The sequence below is a fragment of the Ottowia thiooxydans DSM 14619 genome, assembly GCF_000422885.1.
Lineage (GTDB): Bacteria > Pseudomonadota > Gammaproteobacteria > Burkholderiales > Burkholderiaceae_C > Ottowia > Ottowia thiooxydans.
The window spans coordinates 59,150-75,908 of record NZ_AUGX01000010.1 but is presented as its reverse complement, the minus strand read 5'-3'; the positions used below and the strand labels follow the sequence as shown (position 1 = coordinate 75,908).

11 protein-coding genes are annotated in these 16,759 nt (G+C 58.9%); 2 read left to right on the top strand and 9 right to left on the bottom strand.

The features are described 5' to 3' along the window. Positions 1-83 precede the first annotated feature (83 nt). The 9 genes from G518_RS0108040 to G518_RS34350 form a co-directional block, all read right to left on the bottom strand. Entirely contained in the window at positions 84-1,454 is a 1,371-nt protein-coding gene (locus tag G518_RS0108040) for a phage/plasmid replication protein, II/X family (RefSeq protein WP_169457916.1), read from the bottom strand. A 109-nt stretch (positions 1,455-1,563) separates the two neighbouring features. Continuing rightward, on the bottom strand, positions 1,564-2,526 hold the full coding sequence (locus G518_RS0108035; RefSeq protein WP_028602088.1) for an AAA family ATPase: 963 nt from the start codon (positions 2,524-2,526) through the stop codon (positions 1,564-1,566). 73 nt (positions 2,527-2,599) lie between these two features. Next, positions 2,600-3,199 (bottom strand): hypothetical protein, encoded by a 600-nt coding sequence (locus G518_RS0108030; RefSeq protein WP_028602087.1) that lies wholly within the window; start codon positions 3,197-3,199, stop codon positions 2,600-2,602. 10 nt (positions 3,200-3,209) lie between these two features. Further along, entirely contained in the window at positions 3,210-3,599 is a 390-nt protein-coding gene (locus tag G518_RS0108025; protein ID WP_028602086.1) for a hypothetical protein, read from the bottom strand. 160 nt (positions 3,600-3,759) lie between these two features. Beyond that, a complete protein-coding gene (locus tag G518_RS0108020) occupies positions 3,760-6,234 on the bottom strand; it encodes a TonB-dependent receptor (protein ID WP_028602085.1) in 2,475 nt (824 codons plus the stop codon). Between the two features lie 81 nt (positions 6,235-6,315). Continuing rightward, a complete protein-coding gene (locus G518_RS34355; protein ID WP_084651582.1) occupies positions 6,316-7,383 on the bottom strand; it encodes a FecR domain-containing protein in 1,068 nt (355 codons plus the stop codon). Beyond that, entirely contained in the window at positions 7,380-7,892 is a 513-nt protein-coding gene (locus G518_RS0108010; protein ID WP_028602084.1) for a sigma-70 family RNA polymerase sigma factor, read from the bottom strand. Before G518_RS0108010 ends, G518_RS34355 begins: the two co-directional genes overlap by 4 nt. Positions 7,893-8,070: 178 nt before the next feature. Continuing rightward, on the bottom strand, positions 8,071-10,146 hold the full coding sequence (locus G518_RS0108005; RefSeq protein WP_028602083.1) for a DUF2298 domain-containing protein: 2,076 nt from the start codon (positions 10,144-10,146) through the stop codon (positions 8,071-8,073). After that, a complete protein-coding gene (locus G518_RS34350; protein WP_051236233.1) occupies positions 10,146-10,847 on the bottom strand; it encodes a glycosyltransferase family 2 protein in 702 nt (233 codons plus the stop codon). Before G518_RS34350 ends, G518_RS0108005 begins: the two co-directional genes overlap by 1 nt. 168 nt (positions 10,848-11,015) lie before the next feature. Here G518_RS34350 and G518_RS39875 point away from each other — a divergent pair, with 168 nt between their 5' ends. Together G518_RS39875 and G518_RS0107990 are read left to right on the top strand one after the other, a co-directional pair. Next, the gene (locus G518_RS39875) at positions 11,016-11,537 is read left to right on the top strand and encodes a hypothetical protein (protein WP_156909319.1); all 522 of its coding nucleotides are present in this window, start codon (positions 11,016-11,018) and stop codon (positions 11,535-11,537) included. 228 nt (positions 11,538-11,765) lie between these two features. Next, positions 11,766-16,757, top strand: coding sequence for a DUF2298 domain-containing protein (locus G518_RS0107990; protein WP_028602082.1), 4,992 nt, complete (start codon positions 11,766-11,768; stop codon positions 16,755-16,757). The last annotated feature ends 2 nt before the right edge of the window (positions 16,758-16,759 follow it).

Genomic DNA, 16,759 nt, shown 5'->3' with positions numbered 1-16,759 from the left:
ACGGCTACAAATTGCCAAGCGCGGCCAACTGCACACGAAGCTGGCCGGTTTTGATGCCAGCCAGCTTGATACCTTGGTGGCGCTCACGCCGCTTCATCCAACGGATCGCCGTATGGGTCAACCCACACCAAACCGACACCCCGCGCCTTGCGGTCCATTTTGGACAGTTGGCACTGGAGCGCCGCGTTCATGTCCGACTGGTGAAAGACCGATGCGTCAGCTTTGATGGACGCAGGGACTGGCACAAAATTATTTGGGTGCAAAACCTCAAGAAGCGATATCGGCAATTCGATTTCAGCGGGCGGCTCACCAAAGACATCGACTCCCAGCCGATTCTTCAGGTAGCGCCAGTGCCTTTTGGCCTCTTGGTCACTTTCCAAGAAATTCCGCACCTTGAGCTTGTTTTGCCAGTGGGCCAGCGTGCTCCTGTAAGGCATGGGAATCATCAACAGCTCATTCAGGCCGTAGCGACGATGCACCTTGCCCTTGAGCTGCAAGCGGTGCAGTTCTTCAATAACCATCCAAGCAATCGTTTCGCGGGTAAGTCGCATCGGGTAGACCGGTTTGCCCTTGAAGTAGGCGTGGTTGGCAAAGTACTTTTTGCGGAACACAAACTCCAAGCGCACGGTCTGCTCGCAGAGGTGGGCCAGCGCCTTCCCGGCTTCGGTATCGGGCAGCGCCTGTTTACCCTTGCGCTGAATTTCCAGCGCCTTGTCGTACAGCTTCCACGCCCTCAACTGTGAGCTGGGGTCACCGTAGGTCGATTCGTTGGCATACAGACTCATATTCGCGCCCGCCATCACGTTCGCCAGGGCGACAGCATTTATCAGCGCAGCCTTGGACACACCGTCCGGCACGCGGACCAAAATCGCCACGTCCAGCCGAGTCACTTCGCCATACCGACCTTGGGCCAGCAACGCACGCAAAGGCCGTGGAATATTGAGCGGGTGACTTTGGTGCACGGCCTTGACCAAATCATGGGTAAGCATGACCAGATCGTCGGACGACGCGACGTTGTGCCCTTGGTAGTGGTACGACGGGCTTCCTTCGATGTATAGAAGCTTCTTCCTGTCGGTAACAGGCTCACCCTTCTTGGCCCTGCGCTTACGACATTCAACACGGATCGTCTTGGCACCGAAATCCGATTCGGCCCTGCCCCATCCTCGATGGCTATCGGGTTCTACGTCATCGCTGTCTGACACCACGGCGAATGTCTTCGGCAAATCGGCATCGCTGTAGTCCAGCACCACCCCCACCGTGTCGATATTGATGCACTTCTCAACCAGTTGCTGATACACCATCAAGTCTGGCTGGCTTGCTGTATTACTTACGGTATTACTGATGGCACGAGCGGCGACGGTTTGCTGCTGCTTCGGCTTCCCTGCCAGTGCGCTGACAATCTTAGTGGTGCGTGTATTAAACCCTGCCAGTGGGGCTTTCGGCTTTTCTTTCATTTCCATTCCTTTTATTGGTGCCCCGCAGACGGCCTTCATTGCCGTTGCGTTGCAAGTCATTTCTGTCCGCACGTTGCGTTGCACGGGCGCGTGTGCCTAGGGATTGCAACTACGCAACGGCGACCTCGATCTCTTGACCAGATTTAGCGGCCTTGAGGCGCTGAATCGTCCGGCTGACGGTTGACTTGTTGACCTTGAACTTCTCGGCGATCTCCGACATCGGGATGTTGTTGGTGTGCATTTCAAGCATCTCCTGCGCATGCTCCGAAATGCGAACACCTGCCGGTGCCACATCGAAGAACAGCTTGTTGTCCTTGGTGTAGATCGCGAATTCGTACCGCTGCTTCAGATGCGGCAGATGGTCACGTAGCTTCGTGTGCTCCACCGTGAATCGGGTGTCTTGCTCTTCGCCGTTACTAGCCATCGGGCTGAGAAGAATCGAGTAGTCGAGCAAGTCTTCATGGGCGCTGGAGCCACGCTGCTTGCCGTTCTTGCCCGTGTGGTGCACCAAAAGGACCGACTTGCCTTGAAGCCGCTTTTCAATCAGCCAGGACTTGATGGTTGCCCAGCTGCCCCCGTCCTCACGTCCGCCGCTGGTCCATGCGGAGAGGTTGTCGATGACGATCAACTTCACCTCATCAGGAATCAAGGCATCAATGCGGCGCTGACCTTCCACTTGGTCAATCGAACCAATCACATCCTTCGCAAAGTCGCGGCTGATGATGTGGAGGTTCTGCTGCACTTTGCGAATCGACTCAGGGTCCTGATTCCGCGCATGTAGCAAGCGCAGCCGACTCTGAAAGCCAATCGCCCGCATCTCCCCATCGAGATAGGCTACCGGCATGCCACTGCCAGAACCCCAGGGTTCCAGCGGTTTTCCGCCTGCGATTGCATAAGACATCAGCATGCTCAGAAGCGACTTGCCGCCGCCACGCGGGCCTGCGATCATTCCGATGGTTTTTGCAAAGATCAACTGCCCCAGCAGTTGAATATCGGGTGTGAACTTCATCTTGAGCATCTGGCCGAGTTGCACGGCACGGACACGCTTGGGTTCAGGTGTTTCTTGGTTCATGTCATTCCTTGGTTGAATGCGGCCACGAGGTCGTGGCCGGGGTCATATGGTCAAAGTCAGTGGTAGCAGGAGTTCAGCGGCGGACCATCCCGCCGTAGATTTCTCGGGGGTATTCGGTATACAAACTGCCCAGCAAGAAGCCACGGATATCGACCATCCAATTGGCGGGGTTTTCTGCAGTCATATCCACGGAAAGCGCCAAGACTTGCTGGCCCGTATCAAGCCGATTCGCATCGGCCTCCAATACATCCTTTGCGACCTCTGCCACAGGTCGATTCAGAAAGGCTGCCACTTCCGATAAGGAAAACTTTCCGTCCCAATAAGGAAGGCAATGAAGTACCAGGCCGCCCTGCCCGCAAAACCTGTTGAATGCCATGCGTACCCATTTCGGCGGCTTTTCCACGGAGATATCGCTCTCCCAGTGATGCTGTTGTGGCAGGGTAAGTAAAACACTGCCCTCGTTATCTTCACTAACAAAGATGCGTGTTTCCTCGGCGTTTTCATCCAGCGCGATGTTCATCACATTCCCATCAAAAACGCCGATCTCAAAGTAATATCCTCGCTGGATTTCAAGAGCCAAGAAGGGGTTGCTACGACACTGATGAAACCATGACTTAGCGAGTTCAAAAAGCTCTTCGGTTTCTCGCACACAAGCGTCCACGACGTATTCCATTTCGTGCTCCTTAGCGTGCGTTGCGTTGTTGGGAGGTCAACCACTTTTCAAATTCGACGCGGTCGAGCAAAACCTTGCGCTGACCCGGTGGCCGAACGATCACCGCCAAGAAGCCGTTGGACTTGAGCCCCGATTTCGGCGCTTTTTCGTATGCCTCCGCCTGCCACACCAAATGGCGCAGTGCCCCTTCGCTGACAAAGTCGCTGTAGGCCAGTGCCATCTTCTTGATTGGCAAATACCGTGACACCGGGGCGGCTTCGATTTGCATGGCCGGTTGAGGCTGCGGCGTGTGATGGAATCCTTGCATCGGCGTAATGCGATTGATGGTGACGGCACCGTAAGGTGACGCCAGTCCTGAGAACGGGCTCAAGGACGGAAATTGGTTGTGATGTCGTGCCATGTTTAGGCTCCTTTGATCTGTTGAATTGCGTGTTGTGTTGGCCAACGGGGTGAATAATGTCGATGGCGGCTGAATGGGTCACGGGGCGATAAGCTGCGACACAGCGCGATGACGAGCGGACAAAAAAGAAGAGGCGTCTTCGCTGGAGAAGACGCCTCTTTCAATGGGCAGATCGACTGAAAATCTGCCGTGGGGAAATAAGCCCGATGTCACGTTTAGCCGCACCAAAGCAAGCAAAGCTGCTGTGTCGTGCTTTATCGCGGGTGGCCGCTGGCACTGGCGGGCCACGGCTCTTGGCTGGCACAGCGCGTTGATCCGCGCGGCACAGCTCTGGCACACTCATGGAGCGTTTTGCAGGAGGTTGCGTTGCACCCACCTTCAGCGCAGAGTGCGGAAACTTCAATGGCGACAATGACTTACAGTCGCTGTTGTTTCTGTATAATTCTGATTTACCAGCCGGAGAAAATTCGACATTGGCGGTTGCTGTAACGCGTGGCACACCGATTGAGGTCTTGCCGTCCAGCAGCGCATCCCCTGTGATCCTGTTCCGTGCATTGATCAGAGTCAGGCCGCCCAATAGCCGAACTGATTTGAGAGGGGATCCAAAAACACTCAGCTCCAGCCCTTGGTTGACCTGCTTTCCTTCCTGCACCAACGCGCCGTTTCGAGTGATTTCTGCGGGCTGTTGAATGTGAAACGCGCCGAGCGTTGCCCCCACCACACCGAAATCGGCTTTTACCCCCACTTCGAATTGTTTGGACATCAAGGGCGGCAGTGTTTCTCCCGCATTGCTCACCGTGGCGGGTGCTGTACCGCCTTGCTCCAGTGCTTCGACGTAGTTACCGTAGAAGGACCATTGCGGAGATGCCTTGATGAGCAAGCCAAATGCCGGTGTGATCTTGCCCTTTTCGTACGCGGCGGTTTGAATGCCGGTCATCAAGTTGCGCGTGTCAGTCTTGAGCTTGACGTGACGAAGGCCGAGTGTCAGCAACAACTTGTCGTCGAAAGCAGAAATCTGATCGCCAATGAAAACAGCGTTGTTGAAAACACGCGTACGCTCGCTTCGGTTGAAACCGGCGGGCACCACCGGCGCATCGTAGAAAACCGGGGCGTAGAGGTTAGAGGCGTAGACGTTGGTCAGGGTGCGGCGATCATTGCGCTGGTCGTAGCGGGTTGCGTTGAACCCGGCCGTCAGCGTGTGGGCCAAACCTCCGGTCCTGAACCGCTTAGTCAATAACGCCTGTGCAGAATCTTGAACGATGGGCGCCAGGGTGTAGTCGAACGACTGATTTGTGATGTTGCCTGTCGCATTTGTCACGCGAGAGATCGGGCTGAACTGAGATTCCTTGTCGTCTGAATGACCGTACGACAAGGTGGCGGTGAGATCAGGAGCAATGTCCCAATCCGCGCGCGCTACCAACAGGTTGAACTCGCGGTCGTACGAAGTCCAGCGCTGACCAAATGCTCGCGCCGCATCCGGAGCAGCCGGTACGGGTACATTGTTATTCAGGATGACTGATTCACCTGTGCTGGGCTGTTGACGCCGTTGCTGGTGGATGTAGTCGAGCGAAAAACGCACCGCATCACCACGGTAGTCAAGGGCGACGGCGGCGGAAGTGGTGTCGCGCGACGATGGCCGAACCGACGTCTCGCCATCTTCTTTCGCGGCGTTGACGCGCAGACCCCAAGCATTGTCCTTACCGAAGCGTCGGCTCAAGTCTGCATGAACGCCCAAAACGCTGGCTGACTCGTAGCTCGCTGTGATCTGGTTCAGCGGTTTCTCACCTGCGCGTTTGGGCACCAGATTCACGGTGCCGCCCACTGCATCGGTTCGCCCATTCAGGAATGAGCTTGGCCCCTTGAATAGCTCGACGCGCTCCACCACGTCCAGGGGCAGCATGCGGTTGAGTAGATTGGGCAGACCGTCAAAGGATGCACGGCCCGCGTGGGTCTGGAACCCCCGTATGTAGAAAACATCATTGATGCCGTTCGGTGATGCCTGCGCTGATTGCACAGATGCGTCGTAGCGGATGGCGTCACTGACCGTTTGAGCCTGCTGGTTGTCAAGAAATTCGCGGGTGAAGGACTTGACTGAAAACGGTGCGTCCATGTAGTCCGCATTGCCCAGGATACCGAGCCGGGCACCGCGTGCGACCTGCCCACCGGCGTAAGGCTTGGGTAGATCACTGGAAATCGCCTGAGCAGTCACCGTGACCACGGCGAGAGTGTTGTTCGTATCGACGGCGATGGGAGTCTGCACCGGCGCAGCGAGCCGAATGGCGTAGCCTCCATTGGGCTGCGCTACAGCCTCCAATCCGGTGCCCTGAAGTATGCTGAGGAGTGCCTCGCTCACGGTTCGATTTCCGCTGACGCCCGGGCTATGCCTGCCGGTGATCGAAGCAGCGGAGTAGGAAATCATCACGCCCGCTTCCTGTCCGAAGCGCACCAGAACAACTTCGAGCGGACCAGCGGCAATGGCATAGGTGCCTCGAACGATCTGCGTCTGAGCCACCGTTGGCAAGGCTGCCAATGCGGTCACGACCAGTAGCGCCTGGCCAACGGCAATGGCTAGCGCATGGCATTTGCGCTGTTGTAGCGAGGTATCCGCAGGTGCGCGGTGCAGGCGTTGGCCCATGAGGGTGTTCCTTGTCAGGGGTTGAAGATGTGGCTCCTATCTCCTATGCCCCGCGAGAAATAAAAACACCTCAGTTTTTGGTCAGTTTTTTTGATTGATCTGAAATGAATGGCCTTGTGAGGCCCCGTACCGACCTCGCACGGTAACCCAGTAGCGAGTAAAGCTCTGAAGTTCGACAGGCAAAGTGCGCTGCAGCATGTCGAGCACGCGCTCAGTGTCCGTCACCGGGTAGATGCCAGAGACGCGCAAGTTGGCGATGGATGCCGCGCAGTTCAACCGGCCTGGCCTATAGCGTGCCAGCTCGGCAATGAAGTCTCCTAACGGCATCTCATGAACGACCAGCATGCCTGTCGTCCATGCGGTTGCTGTGAGTGCGTGGGCTTCGTGCGGCGCTTCTGCGCTATGGCGTGTGAAGAAGGTTTCTTGGCCGGCTTGCAGCACCATGGAAGGGGCACTGACGCTCGTAGGGTGAATTTCTACAGCCCCTTCAAAGACGCTGACCTGGCTGCGGCTTTCGTGTTGACGCACTGCGAAACGCGTACCCAGTGCGCGAAGCCTGCCTTCAGTGGTATCCACCAGGAAAGGGCGTGCGGTGCCTGTGTGGCTGATTTGTGGATCTGGGGCGGTGGTGATCAGGATTTCACCCCGAATCAGGGACACGAGGCGTTGCGTCGAGTCGAAACGCACATCAACGGCTGTCCGGGTATTCAGGATGATGACCGTGCCATCCGGCAGAGTAACGTTCGCGCGCTCACCAATGGCCGTGCTGTGGTCGGTTTGCCAATCACCCCATGGGGCGCTACTTCGCATCCACCATGCGCCGGTTCCTGCGAATGCAGCGATAGTCAGCACTTTGATCGCCTGCCGGCGGCTGCGGCGCAACTTGTCATCGCTACCGGCGAGTGCTGCATGGGCCAACGGCAGGTTTAGCTCGCGCAGGCTGGTTCCAAACGACTCGATGTGCTGCCAGGCCCGCTCATGTTCAGGATTAGCGGCGCGCCACGCTTTCCACGCTGCTTGGTCCTCCGGATTTACATCAGCAGCCTGTAACGCCACCAGCCATTGCGCTGCCTGCAAGCTGACCGCCTGCGTGATGCGTGGGCCCTGCAGCTCGGGCAGCAGAAGAGAAGCCTGGGGCTGTGCGTTCAATTTCTTTCGGCTCCAAAGAAGCACTGTTGCACAGCCTTGGCGATGTAGCGTTGCACCGTAGCCAGCGAAACCCCCAACTCAGCGGCAATCTGCGGCTGGGTCAAGCCGTCGAGCTGCGACAAGAGAAAGGCTTGGCGGACTGGCATTTTCAGACCGTCGAGCCTGCGATCAATTTCGATGAGGGTTTCGAGCAGGATCGCACGTGTCTCCAGGCATGGCACCTGCGGCTCCGGCAGGCCTGCGAGCGTCTCAAAGTAGGCTGCTTCCACTTTGCGGCGCCGATGGAAGTTGGACACCACGCCTTGCGCCACGGTCGTGAGAAATGCGCGCGGCTCTTGGGCCGCGATTGGCGCGTCGCGTGTCAGCAGGCGAGTGAAAGTATCGTGCGCGAGATCGGCGGCATCGAAGGAGTTGCCCAATCTTTTCCAGAGCCACCGATAAAGCCAACTGTGGTGATTGAGGTAGAGAGAATGAACTTCCTGATTCAAAGAAGACTCAGCGGCCTGCACTTTCACTCCTTTCAATGAGGCGCTTTGCACCTTCTTACATACAAATAAGACTCATTATCATTTTAACTGAAGCGAATTGACCTCTTCATAGTCTTGGGTGTGAGAGGGGGTAAACGCACGACGTTGTTGTGGCGTCCCGCTCAGAGAAACGGCGCCCCAAAAATCCGTGCGTGTTGAATCAGCTCGGACTTGTGTCGACGATAAAAGTCTCACCAGCCCGGAAGACCACGCGCCCCAAGCCAGTAAGTCGGTCCGGATTGAGCTTGGCACCATAGCGCTCTCGCTCGTAGCGGCCCACAACGATGTAGCGCACGCGATAGCGGCTGAGTACCGTTCGCGCCTCTTCGAGCGACTCAGTTTCGTACAGGCGGTTCACGTCATCGCGCCGTTTCCAGACATCCGGGTCGCTTCCGCGCCAGAGTTGCTCGTGGACCGGCCAACCGATTACGGTGGGAAGCCCGGTGTTTGCGGAGATACGCGCGGCGAAGGTGTAGCTGTCTCCAACCGCCTCCACCAGCGGTGCAGTCCGGTCCGCGTTGGCTGTCAGCCAGGCAGCCGCTTGACGGTCTTCCGGATGTGAAAGCGCGAGGTAGCGCTGGCCATCAAGTGTCCATTCGCGTTCCGCCCAGACTCCAAAACCGCCTTGCAAAACGAACCAGCCATAGTAGAGCGGGGGCACCAGCACGAGTTGCAGCAAGATTGCCAGCGCTGTACGGGGTACTCTGGAGCGCTCTCGCGCTATCCGCGCGATCATCGCCAATGCGATACAGGCCGCAAGCGTAAGTAGGGTGAAGGCCTGAAAGCCGAACTTGAAAGCAGTATTGCCACGATAGAAAGATTTGTCGTAGATATCTTCGAGGTAGATAAACTCCGGCAGCAGCGCAAAACCGATTCCGAATGCGGTCATGGCGGTGAGCAGCCAGCGTTCGGGTTGTGGCCGCGAGCTGGACCATTTCCCGAACGCGAGCACCACGCCGGCCACTGCCAAAAAGCTCTGCAAGCCATAAAGGACTAGCCATTGCCAAACCGGGGTGTGCGAGTGAGTCGGGAAGAAGCCCCTGCTATGCGCTACAAAACTGAGCAAGAATGTTAGAGCGACGATCACGGAGGCTGCACCTGCCAGAAGTCCGTGGCTAATCGCTGTGGCCAAGGCACGCCGCCCATGGACCACCGAAACGATCGTCTTGCCTAGGAGCAAGGTGCCGAGGAGTGCGGCGTACATGGCGGCATCCCACGTGTTGGTCATTGCGAACACGCCGGTGAGCGCGCCAGCCACTGCGAGCCAACCCAGGCTTGATGGCTGGCGATGCGCGTCTGCACGCAGCCACGCCAGAAGAACGCAGCACAGCAGCAGCACAAAAGGCAGGTTGATGAGATGCCCGTGAAGATCTCCCACATAGAAGGCGTAGGCAGGGAACTCGTGGATTAGCTTGTCATTGGTAGGTGGATTCCAACCAACGAAACGTGTGGGATCCGAAATCAGGAAATCTCTTTCTGGCTTTTGCGCCAGCCCTGCGCCTACTAGCCAGGGGCGGACGAACCCATATAAAAAGCCGTGAATGTTGCCGCCCAGTGAAAGCCAAAGCGCCGCAACGAGTGCCATGGAACTCTGAATCGATTTGCCAAGACCCGATGTCATCTCGGTAACGAACGCGAAGGCAAGACAGAACACCATCGCGAACAGCGTGGCCAACATCAGGTTGTAGCCGAAGGCCACCGGAACTCCGGATAATTTGCACAGCAGCGCCGCGAGATAGTGGCCAAAGTAGTAGTAGTTGATCGGGTGGCCGCTGAACCAGGGGTCAGGCGCTGGAAGACGCTCTACGCCCGCGGTGGCGGACAAGAAGCCGAAGTCCATGAATTTTTCCAGGCCGATCACGTCATGGCTGAGGCCGCGCAGCGCCGTGTAGAAGCCAAAGGCCAGCAGGAAGCGCAGCAGGGCGACCCCAAGCGCTATGCGCGCGCCCGAATCCATGTTTGGGACTCCACGCAACAGCAGCCACAGCAGTGCCAATGCGACCGTGGATCGAAGCACGTCCGTTCGAAACACCGGAGCCAGGTGTGCGAGCGCGAACACCGGCACCGCCAGCGCGAGCATGGCGAGCGGCAGAGCCATGGCGAAACCCCGGTCTCGCCAGGTCGCTGTGGCACGGCCTATGGCTAACCACCCTGCGGTCTGCAGGACCAGCAGCATGGTGATCCAGCGCAGCGCATGCGTGAAAGAATCGGCTAGCGCCGGAACCGCTCCTTCCATCACGGCAGAGAGCGGCGGAAGTGCCAGAGCTCAAGTGCCGAGGCCGCGCAAAAGCGTGCCAATTTTAACGGGCGAAGCACGCTCTGGCCAGTGGTTCGCGCGCGATGCTGGATAGGCTGCTCGGCAATGCGAACGCCGAGGTGCGAGAGGTAAACGGTCAGCAAAATGGAAGGTATGCGAGGGCGCACCGGCATGGCTGCAACGGCGTCGAGCAGGAAGCGCCGGCGGATCAGTTTATAGGGGACGTTCGCGTCGGTGACGCGCACGCCTGCCCAGTTCACCAGAACCCAATGTACTGCAGCGCTCAAAACGAGCCGGTGTTTGGGATCAAAACGCGGCCGGCGTATGCCGAGTACCGCTTCGTGCTCTGAAGCCAATGCCCAGGTGTCGCCGAAGCCCTCAAGGGAAACCTGGCGGTCACTGTCCAGCAGCAAGCACCATTCACCATGCGCTTCGCGGATGCCGTTTACCAGGGCAGGGCCATGGCCCGCGTTCGGCTGAGATACAACGCGCACACGCGGGTCACGCGCGGACCACTGGCGGGCGATTTCAGCCGAGTCATCGGTACTGCCGTCGTCCATGACGACGAGTTCGGAAGCGGGGACGAGGGCCAAGACATTGACGACCACTTCTTCGATAGCAGCAGAGATACTGCCGGCTTCGTTGTAGCAGGGCATGATCACCGAAAGCTGAAGCAGCACATCTCTCCCTGGGATTCTCGAAGTGAAGGCGTCCTGACAGACGCTACGTGAGTCGAGCCGACTTTCGTTTGAAGAAGAGATTCAAGAAGAATTTCTTGTCGCCGCGCATAGGAGGCTGCCTCCTACCTGCGGCGAATGGAGCGCCGAGTCAACCAAATTACCGCCGAAATGAGAATTCCCAAGGCGGCCAAGCTGCCTGAGCTGTTTGTCGGTACGTTGAATGGTGTGGGTGTCGCGTACGGGGTGATCGTGGGCGCCAGGCTGGGGGTCAGCGAAGGGCTCAAGGTGACGGTTGGCCCTCCTGTAGGTGTGGGGGTGGATGTCGGAGTGTTGGTCGGGGTATTGGTTGGCGTCCCGGTAAGCGTCGGTGTGGACGTCGGGGTATTGGTTGGCGTGTTGGTTGGCGTAACCGGCGTAGGCGTCGGGGTGTTCGTCGGCGTGTTGGTCGGTGTAACCGGTGTGGGCGTCGGAGTGTTCGTCGGCGTGTTGGTCGGCGTAACCGGTGTGGGCGTCGGAGTGTTCGTCGGCGTATTAGTCGGTGTGGGCGTCGGGGTGTTGGTTGGCGTGTTGGTCGGGGTGGGTGTGGGCGTATTTACCTGGGCCCAAACGCTCGACACGGTGAACGCCAATGCGATCAACAGCGCAGGCCCTCGCGCTGTCAAAGTCATGATTTTGTTGCTGTCCACTTGACTGCCTTCCTGGCAAATGCCGCCACTGCCGGATCCTCAGACGGAGGAGTCCAACGGTCGGTGGATAAGTGGGATTATAGAATCAGATACATTCCGGGTCATAACACACCCGCGAAGGCACCTGTTCGTGGCTTAAGCCTCTTCCGCAAGGCGCATGTGTGTGAGTTGCGTAAGGCTTGTTGCAACGCAGCAGCGGGGGAGGCCGGGCGGCTTGAATGCAACTGGACTTATGCAACTAGACATTGGTGTCGTGCTACAACGCTCCCCGGCTGTCCGGATCCTGCTCCTTGCAGTTGCCGTGCTGTTGGCGGCCTGGTTCCGTTTCGACGGAGCACGCTGGGACGACGGTAGTTATGCGCACCCGGATGAGCGGCATATGGCGATGGTCGCGAGTGGCCTCGGATCGGGGCGGCTCATCGGCCTGAGTGAAGCCGCGCTTCAAGAGTGCCGGCGGCGGCATGGCCCTGAAGGCGTTGGCAGTTGGCTGGATGGCGCCTGCAGCGACCTGAATCCTCTGAATGCGGGCTTCAAGGATTTCGCCTATGGCCAACTGCCGTTGTTGGTCGTGCGCCAGGCCGCTGTGGGAATTGCACAGGCCACCGGACGCGCTGATTGGACAGAACTTGGCGGTATCGTTGAGATTGGCCGCGCCTTTTCGGCCGTTTGCGATCTACTTACTGTGCTGGTCGTCTTTCTGCTTGGCCGCCAGTTGTGGGGGCGTGGCGTTGGGGTGCTGGCTGCGGCGCTGTATGGCTTTGCCGTTCTGCCAATCCAGTTGGCACATTTCTTCACGGTCGATACCAGCGCGACGCTGTTTGCAACGCTTGCGCTGTTGTTCCTGATCCGGTTGCAGCGTTTCGGGCAACTTGGCGACGCGGTTGCGTTCGGTATTGCGTTCGGACTAGGGCTTGCTTGCAAGATCAGCATCGCACCGCTGATCGTGATGCTTGCTCTGGCAGCGGCGTGGGCACCGATTCGATTGGCCTTCGCCAAACGCCCAGATCTCTTCACCAGAATTTTGGTACGCCTGCCGCCGGTCATCGTCGGACTAGCCGCCGTCTGGCTCACTTTCCGCCTGGCCTCGCCGGCTGCCTTTGGCGGGGCGGGGTGGATTGACTTGTGGCCAGCGCAGTCGTTCATCGAGCAAACCGAGCGTACACGTCAAATTTCCCTGGGATTCGTTGATATTCCTCCCAATTGGCAATGGCTAGGCCGCACGCCCTGGGTCTGGCCAGGCATGAATCTGGTCGTGTGGGGTCTGGGGCCAGCGCTTGGGTTTGCGGCGGCGATTGCGCTGGTGCTGCAAATTCCCCGTTTCGCCAGCGTTTCCCCCATGAACCGAGCGCGTGCGCTCGCCTGGCTATGGGCAGTGGGCTATTTCGTCTGGATGGGGCAGCAGTGGGTTTCCAGCATGCGCTACTTCTTGCCGATCTACCCCGTGCTGTGCGTGTTCGCGGGCGCTTGGCTTGTCACCCGCTGGCGAAAGCGGCGCCTCGCGCATCCGAGGCGTACAAATGGCACAGCTCGGTTTACCCATCGTCCGTACCCTGTCGCGGCCCTCGTGGTCATCACGGCATCGTTACTGTGGGCTTTTGCGTTTCACCAAGTACACCGCTCATTGCACCCCTACGTCGCGGCGACCCACTGGATGCTGCGCAATGTGCCTGCGCCGGTCTATGCGCGAACTGCTGAGAGCGGATCCATCGCGATTGGTTGGGGTCTTGCCGGGCGTTATGGCGACACTCAGGCCCCGGGCGATGGGGTTCGCTCAGTGGCGATGGCGAGCGGGGATATAGAGACGGCTTCGCTATTCAGAATCCGACGCGAGGAGGGGGAGCCTGCAGTCTCTGTGCAAATATACGACGAGCAGGACAAGCTCATCGCCCGCAGTTTGCCGGCCGCGCTAGAGTTCGGCGCATCGGATGTGCTTGAGAACGTTCGCCTGCCGCTCAGCCGGGCGGTGACGCTCGTGGAAGGCCAAGCTTACCGAGTGCAGGTCAGTGTGACAGGGGGGCTGGCTACGCTTGAAGCCGCCACCATCGGAACTGAGGGCGGCTGGACAGACCAGATTCCCATGCGGATATCGAGGCAGCCCTTTGGCGCGAGCGTTGAGGCGGGCAGCCCCTCGGGCACGACGCACTGGCGCAACCCGAATATTGACCCGTTTGCGCACGGCTACTACCGAGCCCTCGACTTTGCCATGGTCGAGCCAGATGATGCCCGCAAGCGTGAACGATTGATCGCGGCGGCAGGCGAGATGGACTGGCTGGTGGTGCCTAACGAGCGTCTCTATACGCCGATGAGGCGCAACCCTTTGCGCTTCCCGATGACCGTAGCGTTCTACCAAGGGCTTTTTGACGGCACGCTTGGGTACGAGCTTGCGTTGACCTCCACCTCATGGCCACGGCTTGGACCGCTTTCGATTTGCGACCATAAAGTCCCTGTTAAAGATCCTCAGTGCTCCATTGAGGTTCCTGAGGCACTGGCAGCGGAGGAAGCATTCAGCGTTTACGACCACCCTGCGGTGATGATTTTTCGCAAGGCAGATGGTGAAGCCGGTGGCCGCGTCCGGGCGCTGTTGTCAGACATCAACCTGACCACGTTGGAGGAGGCGAAGGAGAGCTCAGTTCCACGTGTTGCCGGCAGGTTGACCTGGTCTACACGCGAAGCCGATCAGGCACCAGACGGCATGCTGGCCATCCCACTTAACGGCAAGGGAAGCACCATCGCGGTGCGGGACGCCAGTGAGCGGCACCCGGCGTATCCCGTGCCATGGCACCTGCAGCTTTGGTTTGTTCTGCTCTGGTATGGGGCTACTGTTTGGCTAGGGCTGGTGGCCTGGGTTTGGCTTGCACGGCTGTGGCCCCAAGTGCCGGATCGCGGCTATGCGGTTGCGCGCATCACCGGGCTGGTCGCGTGTGCGCTACCGGCGTGGTGGCTGGCAGGCCTGAATATCCCGGCGTGGTCGCTCGGTGGTTTGCTTGCGATCTCTGGCGGCATGACGGTGCTGACCCTCATCGCTTCGAAAAGCTTCGGTGGCTTGCAATCCATCCTTCCTGCGCCGGTGTTACGGCGTGCTCTGATCATTGAAGCTGTATTCGCGGCTCTTTTCGCATTGGGTTTGCTCCTGCGGTTGCTCCATCCTGATCTGTGGTCGCCAGGCCTCGGAGGCGAGAAACCGATGGAGTTCGCCATCTTCAACCGGGTACTGGATTCGAGCAGCTTCCCACCGGATGACCCCTGGTTTGCGGGAGGGCGTCTTAATTATTATTACTTTGGCTATGTACTGGTTGGCGTGCTGGCCAAGCTGACCCAAACGCCTTCGGCCATGGCGTTCAATTTTGCGCTCGCGACCTGGTACGCCATGCTCGGCATCGGTGTAGGAGGCATCGCATGCAATTTGTGGGCGGCTCTTGGACTTCAACAGAGGCGGCGGTACGTCGCTTGGATAGCTGGTGGGTTTGCGTTGGTCTCGGCGGCATTGCTCGGTAACATGGATCTTGCGCGTATCGCCGGGCCGGGCTTATTTGCAACAGTAAGCGGACTGACCGGGGCAATGGCGGAGTTGCGCCCCGTAGATTGGTTCTGGGCGCCTTCGCGCACGATAGGGCGGCAGCCCGGCGCCAGTTTCGAGGTGAATGAGTTCCCAGCGTTCTCTTTCCTGCTTGGGGATCTGCACCCGCATTTGCTGGCGCTTCCTCTGCAGCTGATGGCACTGTTCGCCATTTCCGCCATGGCCATCAGCAGGCTTTCCCGACAGCCATCCGCAGGAGGTGCGCAACGCGGGATTGAGCTCTGGCGGGTCTATACAACCGTTGCTTTTCTCGCTGTTCCCGTGGCGCTGCTACGCGCCACCAACGCGTGGGACTGGCCTTTCTATATGGTGTTCGCCTGCATGGCCACGGTGCTATTTGCCTGGCCATGGCCACTGGGTCATGAAAAAACAGGTGATTTACGTGTGCGCGTAACCCAGGCCGGGTTGGGGCTCCTGCTGTTCGTGTTCCTTGAGCACGTGTTGCGCTGGCCGTTCGCAAGCTTTGCGACCGGAGCGGTGTCGCTGCACCTATATACCGGTCGTTTCACGTCGCTTGTCGACTGGGTCACCATACAAGGATGGTTTATCGTAGTCATCGCTGGCTGGTTATGGCTGATCAGACCGACCACGCCTCTTGCTCCACCGGCTCCACCATGGGCGGCAACGACGGTTAGTTTTGCCGCGACGGCGCTGCAACGCCTGCGCAAGCTCGGCGTGTTGTTTACGTTGATCGCTGCCGGAGCGTATCTTGTCGGTGCGACCCCTAGCGTGCCAGCGCTAGGTCTTCAGTTTGCGCTGCTAGCCTGGGCGGGCGAGACGCTGCTACGCACACGTACCGACAATGCCACACGCGCCGCGCTGGTACTGACGCTCGCCGGTCTCGCATTGACCCTGTTCGTTGAGTTTTTCGTCATCGGCCGAGACATGGGACGCATGAACACCTACTTCAAGCTGCACATGCAAGCCTGGGTGCTGCTCTCGATCGCCTCTGGCATCGCATTGGCGCGGCTTTCCATCGTGTTTCGCCCCCGATGGCGTGCTCGCGCTGGAGGATTGCAGCGCGGACTGCTTGGGACATGGGCCTGTGTTTTCACCTTAGCTACGCTCATAGGGCTGCTCTACCTGCCTGCGGGCACGGTAGGGCGGGCAATGACCCGTTTCGACCCCGGCGCTGCCCCAACACTGGATGGGGAAGCCTTCCTCACGCACGCCGTCTACGATTACGAAGGCCATAAACTTCCGCTAACGGACGATAAACGCCTCATCGAATGGCTGCGCGCGCATGCGGCCATGGACTCGATCATCCTTGAAGCCCAGCTTCCAGAACACCGTTGGGGTAGCCGCATTTCCGTGCACACCGGCCTGCCTACGCTGCTGGGCTATCGCTACCATGAGGCCCAGCAACGTCCGCTGCCGGCCCTGCATGAAGCGATCGAATTGCGGCGCCGCAACGTGGCCGCTCTTTACGCCGGAGTAGAAGAGGGCGCCACAATTGAAACGCTACGCCGCTATGGCGTTCGCTACATCGTTGTGGGTGGGCTTGAGCGTACCGTCTACCCAGTTGCGGGGCTGGCGAAATTCGAACGCTTGGTCGCCGCCGGCGAGCTTGAGGTGGCGTTCCAGGGGGCTGACGACCGCATCTATCGAGTCATTGGAACCACGGTGCCGACAGCGCCGGCCTGGTAGAG

Coding starts and splice junctions, on each gene's coding strand:
- G518_RS0107990 (WP_028602082.1), top strand. CDS start 11,766: ATGCAACTAGACATTGGTGTCGTGCTACAACGCTCCCCGGCTGTCCGG.
- G518_RS0108020 (WP_028602085.1), bottom strand. CDS start 6,234: ATGGGCCAACGCCTGCACCGCGCACCTGCGGATACCTCGCTACAACAG.
- G518_RS0108005 (WP_028602083.1), bottom strand. CDS start 10,146: ATGGAAGGAGCGGTTCCGGCGCTAGCCGATTCTTTCACGCATGCGCTG.
- G518_RS0108030 (WP_028602087.1), bottom strand. CDS start 3,199: ATGGAATACGTCGTGGACGCTTGTGTGCGAGAAACCGAAGAGCTTTTT.
- G518_RS0108040 (WP_169457916.1), bottom strand. CDS start 1,454: ATGAAAGAAAAGCCGAAAGCCCCACTGGCAGGGTTTAATACACGCACC.
- G518_RS39875 (WP_156909319.1), top strand. CDS start 11,016: ATGAGAATTCCCAAGGCGGCCAAGCTGCCTGAGCTGTTTGTCGGTACG.
- G518_RS0108035 (WP_028602088.1), bottom strand. CDS start 2,526: ATGAACCAAGAAACACCTGAACCCAAGCGTGTCCGTGCCGTGCAACTC.
- G518_RS0108025 (WP_028602086.1), bottom strand. CDS start 3,599: ATGGCACGACATCACAACCAATTTCCGTCCTTGAGCCCGTTCTCAGGA.